This window comes from Fulvimonas sp. R45, from assembly GCF_030504985.1.
Taxonomy (GTDB): Bacteria; Pseudomonadota; Gammaproteobacteria; order Xanthomonadales; family Rhodanobacteraceae; genus Rhodanobacter_A.
The window spans coordinates 168,656-186,983 of sequence record NZ_JASERU010000003.1 but is presented as its reverse complement, the minus strand read 5'-3'; the positions used below and the strand labels follow the sequence as shown (position 1 = coordinate 186,983).

General features: G+C 67.8%; 16 protein-coding genes. 7 read left to right on the top strand and 9 right to left on the bottom strand.

The features are described 5' to 3' along the window. Positions 1-13: 13 nt before the first annotated feature. From QMK61_RS03935 to QMK61_RS03920, 4 genes are all read left to right on the top strand, one after another. Positions 14-520: an RHS repeat-associated core domain-containing protein gene (locus QMK61_RS03935; protein ID WP_302070562.1), complete on the top strand. Its 507-nt coding sequence runs from the start codon at positions 14-16 to the stop codon at positions 518-520. A 426-nt stretch (positions 521-946) separates the two neighbouring features. Beyond that, on the top strand, positions 947-1,426 hold the full coding sequence (locus QMK61_RS03930) for a hypothetical protein (RefSeq protein WP_302070561.1): 480 nt from the start codon (positions 947-949) through the stop codon (positions 1,424-1,426). A gap of 135 nt (positions 1,427-1,561) precedes the next feature. Continuing rightward, the gene (locus QMK61_RS03925; protein ID WP_302070560.1) at positions 1,562-2,272 is read left to right on the top strand and encodes an RHS repeat-associated core domain-containing protein; all 711 of its coding nucleotides are present in this window, start codon (positions 1,562-1,564) and stop codon (positions 2,270-2,272) included. 671 nt (positions 2,273-2,943) lie between these two features. Beyond that, entirely contained in the window at positions 2,944-3,882 is a 939-nt protein-coding gene (locus QMK61_RS03920; protein ID WP_302070557.1) for an RHS repeat-associated core domain-containing protein, read from the top strand. 175 nt (positions 3,883-4,057) lie between these two features. Here the strand turns inward: QMK61_RS03920 and gltS are convergent, their stop codons facing one another. From gltS to dgcN, 3 genes are all read right to left on the bottom strand, one after another. After that, positions 4,058-5,263 carry a sodium/glutamate symporter gene (gltS, locus tag QMK61_RS03915; protein WP_302070555.1) on the bottom strand — a complete coding sequence of 402 codons (1,206 nt, stop codon included), beginning with the start codon at positions 5,261-5,263 and terminating at the stop codon, positions 4,058-4,060. 91 nt (positions 5,264-5,354) lie between these two features. Further along, positions 5,355-6,356: an N-acetyl-D-Glu racemase DgcA gene (gene dgcA / locus QMK61_RS03910; protein WP_302070554.1), complete on the bottom strand. Its 1,002-nt coding sequence runs from the start codon at positions 6,354-6,356 to the stop codon at positions 5,355-5,357. Next, complete coding sequence (gene dgcN / locus QMK61_RS03905) at positions 6,341-7,381, bottom strand: N-acetyltransferase DgcN (protein WP_302070553.1); 1,041 nt, start codon at positions 7,379-7,381, stop codon at positions 6,341-6,343. Before dgcN ends, dgcA begins: the two co-directional genes overlap by 16 nt. A 301-nt stretch (positions 7,382-7,682) precedes the next feature. On the opposite strand from dgcN, the gene QMK61_RS03900 reads away from it, so the two are divergent. Both QMK61_RS03900 and QMK61_RS03895 read left to right on the top strand, forming a co-directional pair. Continuing rightward, entirely contained in the window at positions 7,683-8,582 is a 900-nt protein-coding gene (locus QMK61_RS03900; protein ID WP_302070552.1) for a LysR substrate-binding domain-containing protein, read from the top strand. A gap of 243 nt (positions 8,583-8,825) precedes the next feature. Further along, the gene (locus QMK61_RS03895) at positions 8,826-11,333 is read left to right on the top strand and encodes a TonB-dependent receptor (protein ID WP_302070551.1); all 2,508 of its coding nucleotides are present in this window, start codon (positions 8,826-8,828) and stop codon (positions 11,331-11,333) included. A 79-nt stretch (positions 11,334-11,412) separates the two neighbouring features. On the opposite strand, the gene QMK61_RS03890 is transcribed toward QMK61_RS03895, so the two are convergent. Beyond that, positions 11,413-11,772 (bottom strand): VOC family protein, encoded by a 360-nt coding sequence (locus QMK61_RS03890; RefSeq protein ID WP_302070550.1) that lies wholly within the window; start codon positions 11,770-11,772, stop codon positions 11,413-11,415. A gap of 148 nt (positions 11,773-11,920) precedes the next feature. Between QMK61_RS03890 and QMK61_RS03885 the strand changes: the two genes are divergently transcribed. Then, positions 11,921-12,391 carry an Lrp/AsnC family transcriptional regulator gene (locus QMK61_RS03885; protein ID WP_302070549.1) on the top strand — a complete coding sequence of 157 codons (471 nt, stop codon included), beginning with the start codon at positions 11,921-11,923 and terminating at the stop codon, positions 12,389-12,391. 54 nt (positions 12,392-12,445) lie between these two features. On the opposite strand, the gene kynU is transcribed toward QMK61_RS03885, so the two are convergent. The 5 genes from kynU to yeiP all read right to left on the bottom strand — a co-directional run bounded on the left by kynU (position 12,446) and on the right by yeiP (position 18,254). Then, a complete protein-coding gene (gene kynU, locus QMK61_RS03880) occupies positions 12,446-13,726 on the bottom strand; it encodes a kynureninase (protein WP_302070548.1) in 1,281 nt (426 codons plus the stop codon). An 80-nt stretch (positions 13,727-13,806) separates the two neighbouring features. Next, positions 13,807-14,325: a hypothetical protein gene (locus QMK61_RS03875; protein WP_302070547.1), complete on the bottom strand. Its 519-nt coding sequence runs from the start codon at positions 14,323-14,325 to the stop codon at positions 13,807-13,809. Next, entirely contained in the window at positions 14,322-15,356 is a 1,035-nt protein-coding gene (locus QMK61_RS03870) for an amidohydrolase family protein (RefSeq protein ID WP_302070546.1), read from the bottom strand. Before QMK61_RS03870 ends, QMK61_RS03875 begins: the two co-directional genes overlap by 4 nt. Positions 15,357-15,419: 63 nt before the next feature. Beyond that, positions 15,420-17,519, bottom strand: a complete 2,100-nt coding sequence (locus QMK61_RS03865; RefSeq protein WP_302070545.1) for an FUSC family protein — start codon at positions 17,517-17,519, stop codon at positions 15,420-15,422. 171 nt (positions 17,520-17,690) lie between these two features. Continuing rightward, on the bottom strand, positions 17,691-18,254 hold the full coding sequence (yeiP, locus tag QMK61_RS03860; protein WP_302070544.1) for an elongation factor P-like protein YeiP: 564 nt from the start codon (positions 18,252-18,254) through the stop codon (positions 17,691-17,693). Positions 18,255-18,328 lie beyond the last annotated feature (74 nt).

The window sequence follows — 18,328 nt, the reverse complement described above, 5'->3', positions numbered from 1 at the left end:
CGCCACGGACTACGTGAATCCGGAAGGACAGCGGCTGCGGAAGACCACGGGCAGCGGTACGACGTACTTCGCGCCGGATGCCGGCGGATCGCTGCTGGCGGAGGACGCCAACGGGGCGTGGGTGGACTACGTGTGGCTGAACGGCCGGCTGATCGGGCGGATCGCGGGGACGACGGTGGACGCGATCCACGACGACCAGACGGGGCGTCCGCAGGTGGTGACGAACGCGAGCGGGTCGGTGGTATGGAAGGCGACGAACTACCCGTTCGAGCGGGAGGTGGCGCTGGACAGCATCGGCGGGCTCCACCTGGGTTTCCCGGGGCAGTACTACGATGCGGAGCGCGGATTGTGGAACAACGGGTTCCGGGATTACAACGCGAGCTTGGGTCGGTATATCGAGAGTGATCCGTTAGGATTGAAAGGCGGAATAAACAGTTATACCTATGCGGGAGGTAATCCGTTGAGTGCTATAGATCCGCTTGGCTTAATGGCAAATATAATTTGTTCTGGAACAACGTAACGATAGAGGTTGATCTGTCGTTTCACGGGCAAGAGGCTTCGGAAGAGAATATAAGTAGAATTATAAATGCGGTGGAGGCCGGCTGGAGTGGCGACTTCGGAAAATGGCATGTAACTACGACTGTTAACGCTGTCCAATTTGCTCCAAGTGCGTACAATTCAATTAACGTAGTGCGAGGGCCAGTTAGATCAAATGCCGAAAACTGGAGCGTTCCAGGCGTGTGGGGAGATAATACCTACGTTCATGAAGCTGGCCACGTGATTCTGGGTCGTACCTATGGAGATGGGTTTGGCCATGACAGTCTTCCTAGATCGATTATGACAGCGACTGATCCATTGGATGGAAGGTCGGTGCTGCCGCAGCATATTCAAGCCGCCATAGATAATGGGGCAAACCACGTTTCTGGGTGTGGGTGTGGAGGCTGACGTGAATATCAAAAAAATCCTATTTATCGTTATTTTATTGGCGTGCCACTGTTGTTTTGCCAAAGGATTACGGCCAATTTCATCAAATTATGGAATTTGCCTTAAAGGGATGGAAGGATTGAGGATCACCGTCAATGGCCCCGTGGATGTTGAATTTGCCACTTTATTCCATGGGGAACGTATCATTGGTAGGTTTGAGATCACTACTCTCGGACCGACATATAAGCTCTCTAGCGATGAGCTCAGGCGATGGGCGAATGGAGACCTGGTTGTTGTTGCGACTGGCAATGACTACGTTGGTGTGAGAAAAATTCAATCCTCCGGGGGGTACGATAGTGCCTACGTGTACTTTAGGAAAAACCCGCGCTGGGTCGGTACGCCACACAAAATTGATTTAATGAAGGCCTTGTCGTCATGCGACTTGAGGGCGGCTTTCAATTATGATTCACCTCCAAAGTTCGACGGTAAACCTACTCGGTAAACTAACGGCTAACAGTAACGGCTAACAGGATCAGGTTCAGTTATTTCCAAAATCGTTGCTTCGTCCCTCGATCTTATTCAATGGTTAGCGATGAGCCAGGATTTCGGTTATAACGACTAATCCCGGCTGTCGTTGATGTGCTTAATCAACCAAGACAGCATCGGCGGGCTCAACCTGGGCTTCCCGGGGCAGTACTACGATGCGGAGCGCGGGCTGTGGAACAACGGGTTCCGGGATTACAACGCGAGCCTGGGGCGGTATATCGAGTATGATCCGACCGGACTCAGCGGGAGTATTAATGGCTATGCCTATGTGGGTGGAAATCCATTGAGCCTCACGGATTCACTAGGTCTTTGCCCGTCACAGAGATGTCTCAATGCCTTGAAAACAGCTGGCCAAAGCACCCAGGCACTTCAAAATGTATCCGAAAATTGGAATACAATTGTTTCCGCTGCGGCAGACAATGGTATTGACCCTGCGTTGCTGGCGGCAGTTGGGGTTCGTGAAACCGGTTTCAATAATATAGCTCAGGTTGGCGGCGGCCAAGGCGCGGGTGTATTTCAGATAGATTTGGGGGCCAATCATTTCGTAAGCTCCTCACAAGCCTACAATATCAACTACTCTGCAAACTTTGCAGCAGGCATGTTGGCGCATAATATGCAAACAATTGCAGCTCTTGATCCAAATTTCACGCATGACGAACTCATGCATGCAACGGCTGCATCTTATAACCTTGGGCCGTTCAAAGGCGGGATTAGTGGAAACCCAAACACCATTGATATTGGGTCGGCACATAACAACTACGGTCAAAATGTCATCGATCTTATGAATTGTTTTGATTACTAGAAGCTGGGCAAAGGTATGCGATTCCAACTGGGCTTGCTATAACCTAACACTTGGTGGGTGCAACGTGCGAATTACGATTCCTCTCTCAATATGCGTGCTATTGGCTTGTTTTAGTGGTCGGTGCTACAGCTTTGATAACACATTGCCCAGACCGTTCAAAGTTGCGCTTTCAAATGTGAAGGCGTTGACGGATGTTCCGGTTCTGCTGCCAAGCATTCTCCCTTCAGAGTTCAGTAGTGCAATCCATTACGCTAATGGAACGGGTGACAAAAGTAGTTATGAAATTGATCTTTATTTTGAGGAAGGGATCGGGGATGCTGGCTTTGCTGGCTATTTTTCTGGAGAGTTAACCGACAAAGCTCTGGTAGTGGGGCATAGAGTTGCACTTGATCATAAAATAACGGGTTATTTTATAGCTAGCAGATGCGGTGGGTCTTGTTCTCCAAGTCAGATTGAGTGGAATGTACATGGTGCCCGATACACAGCCCAGCTGCGCTTAAATGTTAAGGATGTCAATCTTCAGCGGGAGACCATGATCAGGATTGCCAATTCTGCGATAGATGCTGGACCGAGATAGGTAAGAATTACAGTAACGATATCAGGGTATTTCCTGCGGGAAGGGTGTGGTGTGGAAAGGTGCCAGGAACATTTCTCCCGTCATTACGCCAGGCGTGGAAAGCCTGAGCTTCAGCTACGACACGGCCAACCGGATCGCGGGCATCGGGAACGGGATCAATGGTGCGTTGAGCCAGGACTTCGACTACGACGACCAGTCGCGGCTAGTGTCGATGTACTCGGCGACGCTGGCCGCCAGCTACAGCTACGATGCCAACGGCAACCGGATCGCCAGCGTGCAGGGCGGGGCCAGCAACAGCACAGGCTACAGCGCCACCAGCAACCAACTGGTGAACACCACGGGAACCAACCCGCAAACCTACGGCTACGACGCGCTGGGCAACCTCACCACGCTAAACGGCAGCACAGCCTACCAGTATGACGTCTTCAACCGGATGAGTGCGGCGGGCGGCATGTGCTACTACGTGAACCCGGAAGGGCAGCGGCTGCGCAAGGCGGGGGGCCTGGGCACGACGTACTTCGCGCTGGATGCCGGCGGATCGCTGCTAGCGGAGGACGACAACGGGGCGTGGGTGGACTACGTGTGGCTGAACGGCCGGCTGATCGGGCGGATCGCGGGGACGACGGTGGACGCGATCCACGACGACCAGACGGGGCGTCCGCAGGTGGTGACGAACGCGAGCGGGTCGGTGGTGTGGAAGGCGACGAACTACCCGTTCGAGCGGGTAGTGGCGCTGGACAGCATCGGCGGGCTCAACCTGGGCTTCCCGGGGCAGTATTACGATGCGGAGCGCGGATTGTGGAACAACGGGTTCCGGGATTACAACGCGAGCCTGGGGCGGTATATCGAGTATGACCCGATCGGACTCAGCGGGGGTATTAATGGCTATGCCTATGTGGGCAGTGATCCACTCACGTTGACCGATCAGTTTGGTCTATGCGATCAGCAGAAATGTACTGCCGCTCGTGCATTGGTAGCGTCGCTAGGCAAGCAACTTTCGGCTGCGGGGAAAGCCACACATGGACTGGAATAGGGCTTGTTGCTGCATCAGGGATAAGCGCTATTTCTGCTCCAGAAGGCGCGCCTGTTCTCTCATGGGGTTGGGGTTGGCGCCTCTAGCTAGTGGAGAGGCGTTTTTTATTGGTGCAGGCGGTGAAGACGGAGCGGCATGGTCTGGATGCCGATATGAGCACTTATACGGTGCAGCCCTACTTCCAGAAATTCACGAAGCCCGTGATGATGATCGCGTTGGTGAAGTCGATCAGGAACGCACCGACCACCGGTGCCACCAGGAAGGCGCGCGGGGCGCGGCCGAAGCGTTCGGTCAGCGAGCTCATGCCGGCCACGGCGTTGGCCGTCGTGCCCAGCATGAAGCCGGTGAAGCCGCTGGCCATGACCGCGGCGTCGTAGTCGCGGCCCATCAGCCGCAGCAGCGGCCAGCAGCAGAACGCCAGCACCAGGACCGACTGCGCCGCCAGGTTCACCAGCAGGGGCAGGGCCAGCCCGGCCAGGTCCCACAGGTGCAGGTTCATCAGCGCCACGACGAGGAACAGCGAGAGGCTGGTGTTGCCGATCAGCTCCATGCCGCGCACCGACAGGCCGAACCAGCCGAAGCGGTCGTCGAGGTTGTGGACCGCCGCGCCCACCAGCATCGCGCCGATGTAGCCGGGCAGCGTCACGCCGAGCTTGCCGAAGCCCGCGCTGATCCAGGCGCCGATGCCCATCGCAAGCAGGATGAAGACCAGGCTTCTCAGCCCTGCGTATGCCGGGTCGGAAACGCGGTCCGTCGCTGCGACGGGCGCCGGTGCTGGCGCCTGCGCTTCGTCGTCCGGCTGCGCGCAGGCCGGATGCAGGCCGAGGCGCTCGATCAGCAGCGCCCCCAGCGTCGAGCCGAGGATCGAGCCGCAGACGATGCCGGCCATGGCGTTGGCCAGCGCCACGCTCTGCGCCCCGTGCACGCCGGCTTCGACGAACAGCGGCGCGAAGGCGAGCCCGGTGGCGGGTCCGCCCGCCAGGGTGACCGAGCCGGTGACCACGCCGAACAGCGGCGGCAGGCCGAAGGCCCTGGCCATGCCGATGCCCAGCAGGTTCTGCACCACTGCCAGGCCGCTGGCCAGGCCGAGGAACAGCAGGATCTGGCGGCCGCCGACCCTGAGCAGGGACGCGCTGGCGTTGAAGCCGATGCCGGTGAAGAACGCGACCATCAGCGGTTGCTCGAGCGTGGTGTCGAAACGCACCGGGGTGACGCCCCAGTGCCGGCACGCGAGCATGAAAAGCGCCACCAGCAGGCCGCCGATCACCGGCGCCGGAATGCTGAAGCGCATCAGCACCGGCACGCGGCGGCGGATCGCGTAGCCGACCAGCAGGAACAGGCCGCCGCAGGCCAGGGTCTGGATCGAGTCGAGTGTCAGCACGCGCAGGTACCCCGGTCGACAGCGGCGACGATGCGGGCGGCTGGCGGCGCGCGCCGGCGTGGCCCGGAAACGGACGGCGTCGCGCCCGCGCTCATCCGCCCCAGAACCCGGCGGCGGGTGGCTGCAGCCTCCCGTCGCGCAGGGTCACGCCACCGGGAAGGTCGTCCTTCAGCCAGAGCGGGCCGTCGAGGTCGACGAACGCGGCCTCGCGCGCGATCTCCAGCGCCGGGGCGATGCCCAGCGAGGAACATACCATGCAGCCGACCATGACCCGGAAGCCTCCGTCGCGCGCGGCGCGCAGCAGGCGCCAGGCCTCGGTCAGCCCGCCGGTCTTGTCGAGCTTGATGTTGACCGCCTGGTAGCGGTCGCGCAGCCGGGGCAGGTCGGACGCCACGTGGCAGGACTCGTCGGCGCAGACCGGGATCCGGCCGGACCAGTCCGCCAGGTCCTCGTCGCGATCCGCGGGCAGCGGCTGTTCCAGCAGGTCGACGGCGGCGCGCTCCAGCGCCGGCTGCATGTCGCGCAGCGCGCGGATGTCCCAGCTCTCGTTCGGGTCGACGATGAGGCGGGCGGCCGGGGCCGCGCGGCGCACCGCGTCCAGCCGCGCGACGTTGGCGGTGGTGTCGGCGTCGAGCTTGAGCTTGAGCAGCCCGGCGCCGGCGTCGCCGGCGAGGCGCGCCGCCGCCTGCGCCATGTGCTCCGGCGTGTCGATGCCGAGCGTGACCGCGGTGACCACGGGCGCCGGGGCCGGCCGCGCCAGCCGCGCGTGGACGGGGACCGAGGCCAGTCGCGATTCGAGGTCCCACAGTGCCGTGTCCACCGCGTTGCGGGCGGCGCCCGGCGGCAGGCGCGCCTGCAGCTCGTCGCGCCCCATGCCGGCGGCGAGCGCGGGGCGCAGCGCCTCGATCTGCGCCAGCACCGACGCAACGGATTCGCCGTAGCGCGCGTAGGGCACGGATTCGCCGCGCCCGCCCTGGCCGCCCTGCCGCAGCTCCACGACCACCACCTCGGCGGCGTGCCTGGTGCCGCGCGAGATGCGGAAGGGCGCCGCCAGCGGGAAGCTGCAATGCCGGACGCTCAGCTCGCGAAGCATGCGACGAGGTTGTCCACGATGGCTTCGACGCCCATGCTGACCGGGTCCTGGCAGGGCAGGCCGAAGCGGTCGCCGATTTGCCGGCAGGCCGCCGCGGCTTCGTCGGCCGGCATGTTCGACGTGTTGAGCGCGATGCCGACGGCCCTGACCGCGGGATTGGTGAGGCGCGCGGCGGCGAGGTTGGCCTCGAGGCAGTCGCCGAGGTCCGGGATCGGGTAATCCGGGAGCCCGCGCATGTGCCGCCGCGTCGGCTCGTGGCAGAGCACCAGGGCGTCGGGCCTGGAGCCATGCAGCAGGCCGAGCGACACGCCGGCGTAGGAGGGATGGAACAGCGAACCTTGGCCCTCGATGAGGTCCCAGCCATCGTCCGGGCGCGCCGGCGAGATCGCCTCGGCGGCGCCGGAAATGAAGTCCGCCACCACTGCGTCGACCGGGATGCCCGCGCCGGCGATCAGGATGCCGGTCTGCCCGGTCGCGCGGAAATCCGCCGCGCAGCCGCGCTGGCGCAGCGCGCGCTCGATCGCCAGCGCGGTGTACATCTTGCCGATCGAGCAGTCCGTGCCCACCGTCAGCAGCCGTCGCCCCGCGCGGGGCCTGCCGGTGCCGACCGGGATGTTCGGCCGCGGCTCGCGCGCGTCGAACAGGGCACGGCCGTTGCGGCGCGCGGCGGCCACGATGTCGGGGTTGTCGCGCAGCTTGTGGTGCAGGCCGGCCGCCACGTTCATGCCGGCGTCGAGCGCGGCGACCGCGTCGGCGACGATCTCCGGCCCCATCACGCCGCCGGCGTTGGCCGCGCCGATCACCATGGTGTCGGCGCCCGCGGCCCGGGCCTGGGCCAGGCCCAGGTCGGGCAGGCCCAGCGTCACCGTGCAATCGGGCCGGCGATGCTGGCCCAGGCACCACTGCGGCCGCCAGTAGGCCAGCCCCCGGGCGGTCTTGATCGCCAGGTCGTCGGTCGCGCTGCCCAGGTACAGCAGGTACGGCGGTCCCCACCGGACGGCGGCTTCTTCGCCTTGGTTCGACATGCGGGCGGTTGCTCCATGTTGGCGGATCGCCGCGGAGCCGGAGTGCGTGGCAGTCGCACGGCGGCCGCAGCCGGAAAGGTCCCTGCACGCCCGGGTTGCCCGGCCGCGTCTTGCGGCCGGCCCATCGCGTTGCGCCGAGCATAGTCATCGACGGCGGCATGTCGCCAATGAAAAGACGGGTACGTGGCATAACCGGCGGTTGTGGATGCCGCCGGCGCCGTGCGCGGCCGGCGGGTTTGCCTGCGAAAACGTTCTGTGCTGCACTCGATGCGATCGTCGCCGCACGGGACCGGAAGGGGATATGCGCCTGCGCTACATCGAGCTGTTCCACGCCGTCCTCAGCACGGGCAGCCTGACCGGGGCGGCGAACCTGCTGAACATCTCGCAGCCGGCCGCGAGCAAGGCCCTGCAGCAGGCTGAGAACCACCTGGGCTTTCCCCTGTTCAGCCGCGTCCGCGGGCGGCTGCAGCCGACGCAGCAGGCGCTGCTGATGCGCCACCATATCGACCGCATCATGCGCGAGCTGTACGACCTGCAGCGCCTGTCGGTGAACATCATCCGGCCGGAAAGCCGTCCGCTGCGGGTGACCTGCACGCCCACGCTGGCGCAGGCCCTGGTGCCCGACGCGATCGCCCGGCTGGGGCAGGCATATCCCGGGACGATCGTCGAGCTGTTCACCCAGCACTCGGCGGTGATGTGCGAGTCGCTGATGCTGCGCGAGGCCGACATCGGCCTCACCCTGCAGGACATCGGCCATCACGGCCTGAAGCAGGAGCCGCTGTGCCGCGGGAACATCATGGTGATCGCGCCGCCGGGCTGGTGGCCGGCGCGCGAGCTGGAGCGGCCGTTGCCGATCAGCGCGCTGGCCGATCAGCCGATGATCGGCATCACCGTGCAGGACGCGCTGGGCAACATGTTGCAGAGCCACCTGGCCAAGATCGAGCCCGCGCCGCGGATCAACGTCTGGGTGCAGACCTACCAGCTGGCGTGTTCGCTGGTCGCGCGCGGCGGCGGGCTGGCGCTGGTGGATCCCTTCACCGCGCGGTGCAGCCGCGAGCCGGTGCAGACGCGTCCGCTGAAGCTGCAGCTGGACGTCGCGCTGTACGCCGTCTACCGGCCGGACAGCCCGCTGAACTGCGTGCAGGCGCGCTTCCTCGACCACGTGCGGGAACTCGCGCAGGGCATGTTGCCGGGCGCCTGAGCGCGGTGCCCGCGGCATGCGGAGGCCACAACCTCCAGTTATGCGACGTGCCGGTCTTTTCATTGGAAGTCGCTTCGCGCCCGTGACTATGCTCGACGCGCATCGCGGGCGGTCGTTGCGCCACCCGCATGTGCCGTCGGGGACATGGTGGAAATCCGGGAACACGCCCGCCAGGGGCGCGTGCGCCGTGTCCCTGCCCACGCGGACCGCATGCTGCCGCTGAAGTCACATTGGGGAGTTCCAATGAACGAGCGTCTCGGCCGAATCATTCCCGCCCTGCTGGCCGCGTCGGCATTGTCCGCGCTGTCCGGGCCGTTGCCGGCGCAGGATGCGCCGCCGGGCGCCGCGGGGCAAGGCGGAAAGGACGTAAAGACGTCCAAACCATCCCAGGGTCCGAAACAGTCGAAGATCGCCGACCTGTCCACGGTGATCGTGACCGGCACGCGCGCCGGCAACCGCACGGTGAGCAGCTCGCTGACGCCGATCGACGTGATCCCGGCGTCGGTGCTGAAGCAGACCGGCACGATCGACCTGAGCCAGGCGCTGGCCCGCACCGTGCCGTCGATGAACTTCCCGTTCGCGTCCGCCTCGGACACCTTCGCCTTCCAGCGGCCGTTCGAGCTGCGCGGCCTGTCGCCGGACCAGGTGCTGGTGCTGGTGGACGGCAAGCGCTGGCATTCCGGTGCGCTGCTGCTCAGCCTCGGCCAGATCGGCCAGGGTTCGCAGGGCGTGGACCTCAACACCATCCCCATGTCGGCGATCGACCACGTCGAGGTGCTGCGCGACGGCGCGTCCGCCCAGTACGGCTCGGACGCGCTGGCCGGCGTGGTCAACATCATCCTCAAGAAGGGCGCCCGGGGCGGTGGCGTGCAGCTCGACGCCGGCGAGTATTCGGCGGGCGACGGCCGGCAGGCGCAGGGCTCGGCCGATCTCGGTTTCCCGCTGGGCGGCGACCGGGGCTGGATGCGGCTGGCGGCGGAAATCAGCAACCAGGACCCGACCAACCGCGCGGGCGTGGACCGCCGGCCCGGCTTCACCCAGCTGGGGCAGAAGTTCCAGTTCGGCGCGGTGTCGTTCAAGAACCAGAACCTGCTGCTCAATGCGCAGTACGACGTGGCGCCGGGCGTGGAGTTCTACGCGTTCGGGCACTACGGCCGCCGCGTGGGCGAGCCGCGCGGCTTCTTCCGCTACGGCACCAACACGCCGTCGCCCAACAACCCGCTGATCGGCCTGGTCTATCCGGACGGCTTCCTGCCCAAGGAGCACGGCGACTCGATCGACCGCTCGCTGGTGGCGGGACTGCGCGGCACCGCGGGCGCCTGGCACTGGGACGTGAGCGGCAACTACGGCGGCAACAAGGTCTTCTACAGCACGCTCAACACCGTCAACTACGCGCTGCTGCACGATTTCGGCGACGCCCAGGCCGGCTTCTTCGACGGCGAGCTGGCATCGACGCAGCAGACCTTCGACGTCGACCTGTCGCGCGACATCCAGCCCGGCTGGCTCGCCAACCCGCTGACGTTCTCGGTGGGCGGGCAGTGGATGCGCCAGGCCTACGACGTGCGGGCGGGCGAGCTGGGTTCGTACTACGTGGGCGACTCGGGCGTGAGGGGCGGCGCGCAGGGCTTCGCAGGCTGGGGGCCGCAGGACGCCATCTCCGTGGCACGGCACAGCACTGCCGGATACATGCAGCTGGAAGGCAACCTCACGGACAGGCTGAGCGCGTCCGCGGCGGTGCGCCACGAGCACTACTCGGACTTCGGCGGCACCACCTCGGCGGCGCTGTCGGGCCGCTTTGACTTCACCGACGCGTTCGCGCTGCGCGCCAGCGCCTCGACCGGGTTCCGCGCGCCGGGGCTGGGCCAGCAGCACTACTCGGAGACGACCTCGTCGTACTTCGGCCCCGGCAACTCGCTCGGCCTGCCGGCCGGCATCTACCTGCGCGGCCTGGTGCCGGTGGACAACGCGATCGCCCGGCTGCTCGGCAGCGAAGCGCTGAAGCCGGAGCGCTCGCGCAACTACACCTTCGGCATGGTGTGGAACCCCACCCGCGCGTTCAGCCTCACGGTCGACGCCTACCAGATCACCGTGCGCAACCGCATCGCGCTGTCCAGCACGCTTTCGCTCTCGACGCCGGCGGTCAAGGGCTACCTCGCGGCCAACGGCGTGACCAACCTGCAGTACAGCGGCATCTCCTACTTCACCAACGCCGGCAACGTGCGCAGCCAGGGCGTCGACTGGGTGTCCAGCTACTACAGCGACTTCGGCGACAAGGGCACGCTGACGACCACGCTGTCGGCCACCTACAACAGGAACAAGGTCACCGGCGTGCGTCCGAACCCGGCGGTGCTGGATTCGCTGGGCGCCAGCTTCCAGCGCCTCAACCGCAGCGCCATCAAGGGCCTGCTCGCCGACACCGCGCCGTGCAGCAAGGTGATCCTGACCGAGACCTACCACCGCGGCCGCTGGGCCTTCACCGGCACGCTGACGCGCTACGGCCGGATCACCGAGTACGGCTCGACCAGCTACCTGGACGACGTGGTGTATCCGCACAAGTGGCTCCTCGACCTGGCGGCCAGCTACAGCGTGGACCGGTGGTCGTTCACGCTGGGCGCGGACAACGTGTTCAACACCTACCCGAAGCGGGTGCCGGAGGACCAGGACAACGACGGCGTGTTCCCGTACTCGTCCAGCTCGCCGTTCGGCTTCGAGGGCGCCTACGTGTACGGCAAGGTCGGCTACCACTGGTAGAGGCGGTGCCGCCTCCTCCGATGGGCCGTGGCCGGCGTCCTGCATCCGCCGCCCGCGGCAGGCGGCGCGGGCCGGCGGGTCATTCCGCGCGGTGGCAGACGAACTCCACCAGCCGTCCGTCCGGGTCGCGCAGGTAGGCGGCGTAGTAGTGCGGATGGATGTGCGGCGCCAAGGCCGGCGCGCGGTCGAGCCTGTGTCCCGCCTGGCGCGCCGTCTCGTAGACGCGGTCGACCAGGGACCGGCTGGCGGCGCCGAAGGCGAAATGGACGTGCGTCGACGGCTCGCCCGCCACGAGGAAGAAGTCCAGGTCGCGGCCGTTGCCGTAGCCCTTGGCCGCGTCGTCGACCTTGCGCTCGTAGCCCAGCGGGGCCAGCACGTCGTCGTAGAAGCGCACGCTGGCGCCGAGGTCGCGGGTCTTGAGTTCGAGATGGTCGATCATGGCGGTTCCGGTCGGTATCGGGACGATGGGGGAGTGCCGCAGGCCGTGCCGGCGGGTGCGAGCATCATCCGGGTCCGCGGCGCGGCCTGGCCGCGTCGTGCGCCGGTTTGCGGTTGCCTCGCCGCGTTTTCCGCGGCTATCGTGAAGCATGGCCGAAGAACCCATGCTCGACGATTTCGACCGCGAGATCCTGCGGCGCGTGCAGCGCGACGCCCGCGCCACCGGCGAGGACATCGGCGCCGACATCGGGCTGTCGGCCGCGGCCGTGCAGCGGCGGCTGAAGCGCCTGCGCCAGGCGGGGGTGATCACCGCGGAAGTCGCCCTGGTCGCCCCGGCCGCGGTGGGGCAGGCGATGGGCTTCGTGGTGTCGGTGGAGATGGAGCGCGAGCGGGCCGACGTGCTGGACGCCTTCCGCCGCGCGGCGCGCGCCGACCCCAACGTGCAGCAGTGCTACTACGTGACCGGCGCGGCGGATTTCGTGCTGGTGGTGACCGCGCGCGACATGGCCGACTTCGAGGCGTTCTCGCGCCGCCTGCTGTTCGACAACGCGAACATCCGCCGCTTCACCACCAGCGTGGTGATGGCGCGCGACAAGGTGGGGCTGGCGGTGCCGGTCTAGCCGCCCTGGCGGAGCGGCCGCGGGCCACCGCTGCCGGAGGCAGCGCGCCGGGCTTCAGCCGGCGCGGGCCCAGGCGCGCACGGCCTCCGCGAACGCCAGGCAATCGGCGTAGCGGTTGTACAACGGCACGGGCGAGATGCGGATCACGTCCGGCTCGCGCCAGTCGCCGATCACGCCGTGCGCCATCAGGTGCTCGAACAGCGCGCGCCCGCGTTCGCGCCCGCCGCGCACGCGGATGGAGAGCTGGGCGCCGCGGCGCGCCGGGTCGGCGGGCGTCACCACGTCCAGCACGTCGGCGAGCTGCGTGTCCACCAGCCACTCCAGGTAGCCGGTGAGCCGCAGCGACTTCTCGCGCAGTCGCGCCATGCCGGCGCGGTGGAACACCTCCAGCGACACCCGCAGCGGCGCCAGCGCCAGGATCGGCGGGTTGGACAGCTGCCAGCCGTCGGCGCCGGGCGTGGGCACGAACTCCGGGCCCATCTGGAAGCGGGTGGCCTTGTCGTGGCCCCACCAGCCGGCGAAGCGCGGCAGCGCGGTGTTCGCGTGGCGCTCGTGCACGAAGGCGCCGCCCACCGCGCCGGGGCCGCTGTTGAGGTACTTGTAGCTGCACCAGATGGCGAAGTCGGCGCCGCTGTCGTGCAGCCGCAGCGGCAGGTTGCCCACGGCGTGGGCGAGGTCGAAGCCCACCATGCAGCCGTGCCGGTGGCCCAGTTCGGTGATGGCCTGCAGGTCGAAGGCCTGGCCGGTGCGGTACTGCACGCCGGGCAGCATCAGCAGCGCCACGCGGTGGCCGTGCTCGGCCAGCGCACGCTCGATCGCGGCCATCGACAGCGTGCCGTTCGGCTCGTCGGCCTCCAGCTCGATCAGCGCCTCGGCCGGGTCGAAGCCGTGGAAGCGCACCTGCGATTCCAGCGCGTAGCGGTCGGTGGGGAAGGCGCCGGCTTCCATCAGGATGGCCGGGCGCGCAGCGGTGGGACGGTAGAAGCTCACCATCATCAGGTGCAGGTTCACGCCCAGCGTGTTCATCGCCACCACCTCGGACGGCCGCGCGCCCACCACCTCGGCCAGGTGGTCGCGCACGAACTCGTGGTAGTCCATCCACGGCAGGCGACCCTTGAAGTGGCCCTCCACGCCCAGCTCGCCCCAGTAGTCCAGCTCGGCTTCCACCGCGGCGCGCACCGCGCGCGGCTGCAGGCCCAGCGAGTTGCCGCAGAAATAGGCGCTGTCGCGGCCCTCGTGCGGCGGGATCAGGAACTCGTCGCGGAACGCGCGCAGCGGATCGGCCGCGTCGGCGGCCTGCGCCCAGGCGGTGGTGGCTTCGTAGGCAGGGGACATGGAACGTCTCTGGCGGTGCGGAAAGGCGGAGGGCGGCGTCCACCCGTCCCGCCCCCGCGCGGCGGGGGCGGGCGGAACGATCAACCGTGCAGCTGGGCGGCGAGCGCGTGGCAGCCCTTGTCGAAGGCGGCCATCCAGGCGGCGCCGGCCTGGGTCTGCGCGGGGCGCACGCAGCGCAACTGCACCGCGCGGTTGCCCTGGTACCAGTAATACTCGACGTAGGCGAACTGCGCGCCGTTCTCCTGCGCGGTGTAGGCATTGCCGTTGGCGTCGTCCGCGGGCAGCGGCGCGGCGTGGTAGCCGGTGAGGCCGCGCGCCTTGGCGTCGGCGGCGTTGCGGTAGCTGTTGAACGCGGACAGGTCGCCCACCTGCTTCACGGTGACGGTGACGCGCGCCAGGCTGGTGGCCGCAGTGGGCGAGGGGTCGGGCACCTGGAACACGTGCACCTCGGGGTCGCCCTGGGTCTGCATGATGTCCAGCCAGTTGGCCGGCGTGGTGAAGTGGACGCTGCCGCCGGCCATGCTGACGTCGGCGGCGCGGGCGCCGGCGGCGGCGAGCAGCAGGGCTGCGGTCAGGGCGAAGGTGTGGCGCAGGTTCATGCCGTCTCCCGGGGACGTGCGTCGTGGACGAAGCGGCGGGCCGGCAGGCCCAGCCACTCCAGTGCGGTACCGTGGAACAGCCGCGCGCGGGTGGCGTCGTCGGGCGTTAGGGCCTCGATGCCGCTGCCGGGCTGTTGTTCCCCCAGGGGGAAAGGATAATCGGTGCCGAGCATCACGCGCTCGACGCCCGTCACATCCAGCAGGTAGCGCAGCGCGTGGTCGTCGTGGACGCAGGTGTCGAAGTACAGCCGCTTGAAGTATTCGCGCGGGTTGCGCGGATTGTCGGTGGCGACCAGGTCGGGGCGCATGCGGAAGCCATGCTCGATGCGGCCGATGGTGTACGGGAAGCTGCCGCCGCCGTGGGCCAGCATCACGCGCAGCTTCGGCAGCCGTTCCAGCACGCCGCCGAAGATCAGGCAGCAAGCCGCGCGCGACTGCTCGGCCGGCATGCCGACCAGCCACGGCATCCAGTACCTGGGCATGGTGTCGGCGCCCATCATGTCCCACGGGTGCACCATCACCGCGGCGCCGAGGTCGGCGGCGGCCTCGAAGAACGGGAACAGCTCCGGCGCGTCGAGGTTCCAGTCGTTGCAGTGCGAACCGATCTGCACGCCGGCCAGGCCCAGCTCGTCGATGCAGCGTTCCAGCTCGCGCACGGCCAGCGCGGGCGACTGCAGCGGCACCGTGCCGAGGCCCGCGTAGTGGCGCGGGAAGTCGCGGCACATGCCGGCCATGTGGTCGTTGAGGTGGCGGTGCAGCTCCAGCGCCTGGTGGCCGGGCGCCCAGTACGAGAACAGCACCGGCACGGTGGAGATCACCTGCACGTCCACACCGAAGCGGGCATAGTCGTCGATGCGCGTCTGCGGGTCGAAGGCCGAATCCCACACCTCGCGGAAGAACTTGCCGTCCTTGTAGATGCGGTGGCGGCCGTCGGTGTGGGTCATCACCGGGAAGCGGTCATTGCCGTACTTGGCCGCGAGGTTGGGCCAGTCGCGGGGCAGGATGTGCGCGTGGGTGTCGATCTTGAGCATGCGGCGAGTTTAGGCCCTCGCAAGGCCGAGGTCGTGCCGCATGTGCACATGCAAGGGGTGGGCTCAGGCCGCGTTGCCGGCGCGGCCGTCGGCCGCCACCTGCGGACTGCGCGAGGTGACGTGGGCCAGGGTGTCCACATTGTCCGTCAGCCGGTCGCAGACGCGTGCCAGCAGTTCCGCGCGGGCCGGGTCGCCGGACTGCGCGAGGCGGGCGGCCAGCTCGCGCTGCAATGCGCGCAGGTCGGGCAACGAAACCGGTGCACGGCGTTCGCGCAACGCCGTGGCGACCGCGCGCAGCGCTTCGGCGGCCCGGGCCATGAAGCCGAAGGCAGCGTCGGCCTCGGGCGGCGGGTCGTGGTCGTCCAGCAGCGCCTCGAAGGACATCGCCGTGCGCGCCAGCCGGTTGCCGTTGGCGAACAGCGCGTTGGCCAGGTCCAGCAGCGCGGCCGGGGTGGCGGGCTCGGCGCGCATGCGCTCCAGCGAGGCCTGCGCGTTGCTGCGCGCGGTGCGCGCCGCGGTGCGCGCCTCGCGGTGGGCGTCGCGCTGGTCCGGCCGCGCCAGGGCGGCGAGGTAGTCGGCGTAGGCGGTGAGCATGTCGGCCAGCGCGGCGCGCGCCCGGCCACGTTCCCAGGTGGGCCACGCCACGTAGGCGAGCAGCGCCATGCCGCAGCCCAGCGCGGTGTTGATCACGCGGTCGGTCACCGCGGCGCCGGGCGCCACGCCCTCGTAGGACAGCAGGATCACCACGGTGCCGGTGAGCGCCGCCACGGCGATGCCGTAGTGCGCGGTGGCGAGGTAGCGGAACGCCATGCACAGCAGCGCCATCAGCGCCAGGTGCGCCCACGGCTGGTCCGGCGTGACGAACAGCAGTGCGGTGGTCAGCACCAGGCCGAGCACGGTGCCGACCACGCGCAGCAGGCCGAAGTTGAAGGTGGCGGCGAAGTCCGGCCGCAGCACGATGGCGGCGGTCATCGGCAGCCAGTAGCCGTGCGGCAGCTGCCACAGCCGCGAGACCAGCAGCGCCAGGCTGAGGCAGACGGCGCAGCGCACCGCGTGGCGGAATGCCACCGAGCGCATGGTGAGGCTGGCGCGCAGCGTGGCCAGCACGGCGCTGCCGCGCAATGCGCGCGGCAGGCGGGTCTCCGCCGCGGCGGCGCGCTCCTCGCCACGGCTGCCGGCCCAGTCGGCGTTGCGCACGGCGGCGGCGAGCTGGCCCGACAGCGCGTGCAGGTGCGCCTGCAGCCCGGCTGGCCCGGCGCCCGGCGGCAGCGCCTGCAGCGTGGCGCGCAGGGTCTGCAGGGCGTGTGCGGCGCGCGCCGGGCTCTCGCCCTGTTCCAGCGCCTCGGCCACGCCCTGCAGCACGCGTGCGGCGTCCTCGCGGAACATCGCATGGGCATCCGCGTGCGCGTGCAGCTCGGCGATGGCGACCAGCTCCAGCCGGATCCGCTCGGCCAGTTCCAGCAGCACGCCGAAGGCTTCCATCGCGCGGCCGTGCGCGCGGTGCGGGCCGAGCAGGGTCTGCTGCAGGGTGGTCATCGCGTCGGTGAGCGCGGGCACGTCGTCGTCGTCGTGCGCCTGTTGCCGCGCCAGCGTGGCCAGGCCGCGGTACACCACGCAGAGCGCGTTGCGCTCGGGCCAGTAGCGCTGCAGCGGCCAGGCGGCCACCGAGAACAGGGTCAGCAGCAGGCCGCCGGCGAAGATCAGCGCGGCCGCGCCCAGCGCGCCGGGCAGCGAGGGGATCGGCTCGGCGGCGGTGACCACCAGCAGGATCATGCTGGTCATGCCCACCCGCGCGATGTCGGTGCCGAACACCACCAGCAGCCCGCCGAAGAAGCCGCAGGCCAGCGTGGCCAGCAACATCGGCAGCAGCTGGCCGCCGATCAGGAAGCCGCACAGCGAGGCCAGCCCGGCCGCCAACGAGGCCAGCAGCAGGCGCGAGATGCGCTGCCGGTACGGGCCGGGCTGGTCGGAGAACATGGTGTCCAGCGCGCCCGCGCCCACGCCCAGGCCGATCGCGGTGTGCCCGGTGGCGATGCCCACGCCCAGCGGCAGGATCACCGCCGCCGTGTTGCGCACGACCACCCGCAGCGGCACGTCGGGGCGCCTGGTGCGGGTCAGGCTGTCGAGGACGTGGCTGCGGAGCGAGTAGGTGCCGGAGGTCATGCGTGCATTCTGCACCACGCGGCACGCGGGGCGTGCGCGGATTTCAACGGCAGGTTTCCGGAGTGCGCGGGCGTTGCCGGCGAAAGGTGGATGCGGGGTGTGCGTGGCGGCGATGCCGGCCCTCTCCCCAACCCCTCTCCCGCAAGCGGGAGAGGGGCTTCCACGGGAAGGTCAGGCGCGGCCGGCGAACTCGCCGGTGACGGTATTCACCCACACCTTCTCGTCGTTGGTGATGTACTCGGGCACCTGGATCTCCACCCCGGTGTTGAGCCTGGCCGGCTTGGTGCGCTTGGTGGCGCTGGCGCCCTTCAGTTCCGGCGCGGTGTCCACCACGGTCAGCACCACGCTGGTCGGCACCTGCAGGCCGACCGGCGCGTCGTCGATCAGCTGCACGTAGTAGCCCTCCACGTCCTCGACGATGTAGCCGGCGTTGTCGCCGACCAGCTCGGGACCGAGCAGGTACTGGGTGTAGTCCTCGGCATCCATGAACACGAAGGCGTCGCCGTCCTTGTAGGAGAAGTGGGCGGCGCGGCGCACCAGCTCCATCTCCCTCAGGTCGTCGTCGGCGCGCAGGCTGAGGTCGTACTTGCGCCCGCCCGGGATGGAGTACAGCGTGAAGCGGAAGGTGACGTTGCCGCCACGCGCGGTGGGCGCGCTGCGCTCGATGTCGCGCACCTGGTACACGGTGCCGTCGTGCTCGACCACGTTGCCTTTCTTGACGTCGGAAGCTTTCATGGGTGTGGAGTCGCGTGATGGGTGATGGTGGGCCTGTCATTCCGGCGCAGGCCGGAATCCAGTCGAATACTCGT

What these genes read in the sequence shown, in the direction of transcription:
- kynU (WP_302070548.1), bottom strand. Translation starts at nt 13,726, where the DNA reads ATGTCCCCTGCCTACGAAGCCACCACCGCCTGGGCGCAGGCCGCCGAC.
- QMK61_RS03895 (WP_302070551.1), top strand. Translation starts at nt 8,826, where the DNA reads ATGAACGAGCGTCTCGGCCGAATCATTCCCGCCCTGCTGGCCGCGTCG.
- dgcN (WP_302070553.1), bottom strand. Translation starts at nt 7,381, where the DNA reads ATGTCGAACCAAGGCGAAGAAGCCGCCGTCCGGTGGGGACCGCCGTAC.
- QMK61_RS03925 (WP_302070560.1), top strand. Translation starts at nt 1,562, where the DNA reads ATGTGCTTAATCAACCAAGACAGCATCGGCGGGCTCAACCTGGGCTTC.
- dgcA (WP_302070554.1), bottom strand. Translation starts at nt 6,356, where the DNA reads ATGCTTCGCGAGCTGAGCGTCCGGCATTGCAGCTTCCCGCTGGCGGCG.
- QMK61_RS03875 (WP_302070547.1), bottom strand. Translation starts at nt 14,325, where the DNA reads ATGAACCTGCGCCACACCTTCGCCCTGACCGCAGCCCTGCTGCTCGCC.
- QMK61_RS03890 (WP_302070550.1), bottom strand. Translation starts at nt 11,772, where the DNA reads ATGATCGACCATCTCGAACTCAAGACCCGCGACCTCGGCGCCAGCGTG.
- QMK61_RS03870 (WP_302070546.1), bottom strand. Translation starts at nt 15,356, where the DNA reads ATGCTCAAGATCGACACCCACGCGCACATCCTGCCCCGCGACTGGCCC.
- yeiP (WP_302070544.1), bottom strand. Translation starts at nt 18,254, where the DNA reads ATGAAAGCTTCCGACGTCAAGAAAGGCAACGTGGTCGAGCACGACGGC.
- QMK61_RS03900 (WP_302070552.1), top strand. Translation starts at nt 7,683, where the DNA reads ATGCGCCTGCGCTACATCGAGCTGTTCCACGCCGTCCTCAGCACGGGC.
- QMK61_RS03885 (WP_302070549.1), top strand. Translation starts at nt 11,921, where the DNA reads ATGGCCGAAGAACCCATGCTCGACGATTTCGACCGCGAGATCCTGCGG.
- QMK61_RS03865 (WP_302070545.1), bottom strand. Translation starts at nt 17,519, where the DNA reads ATGACCTCCGGCACCTACTCGCTCCGCAGCCACGTCCTCGACAGCCTG.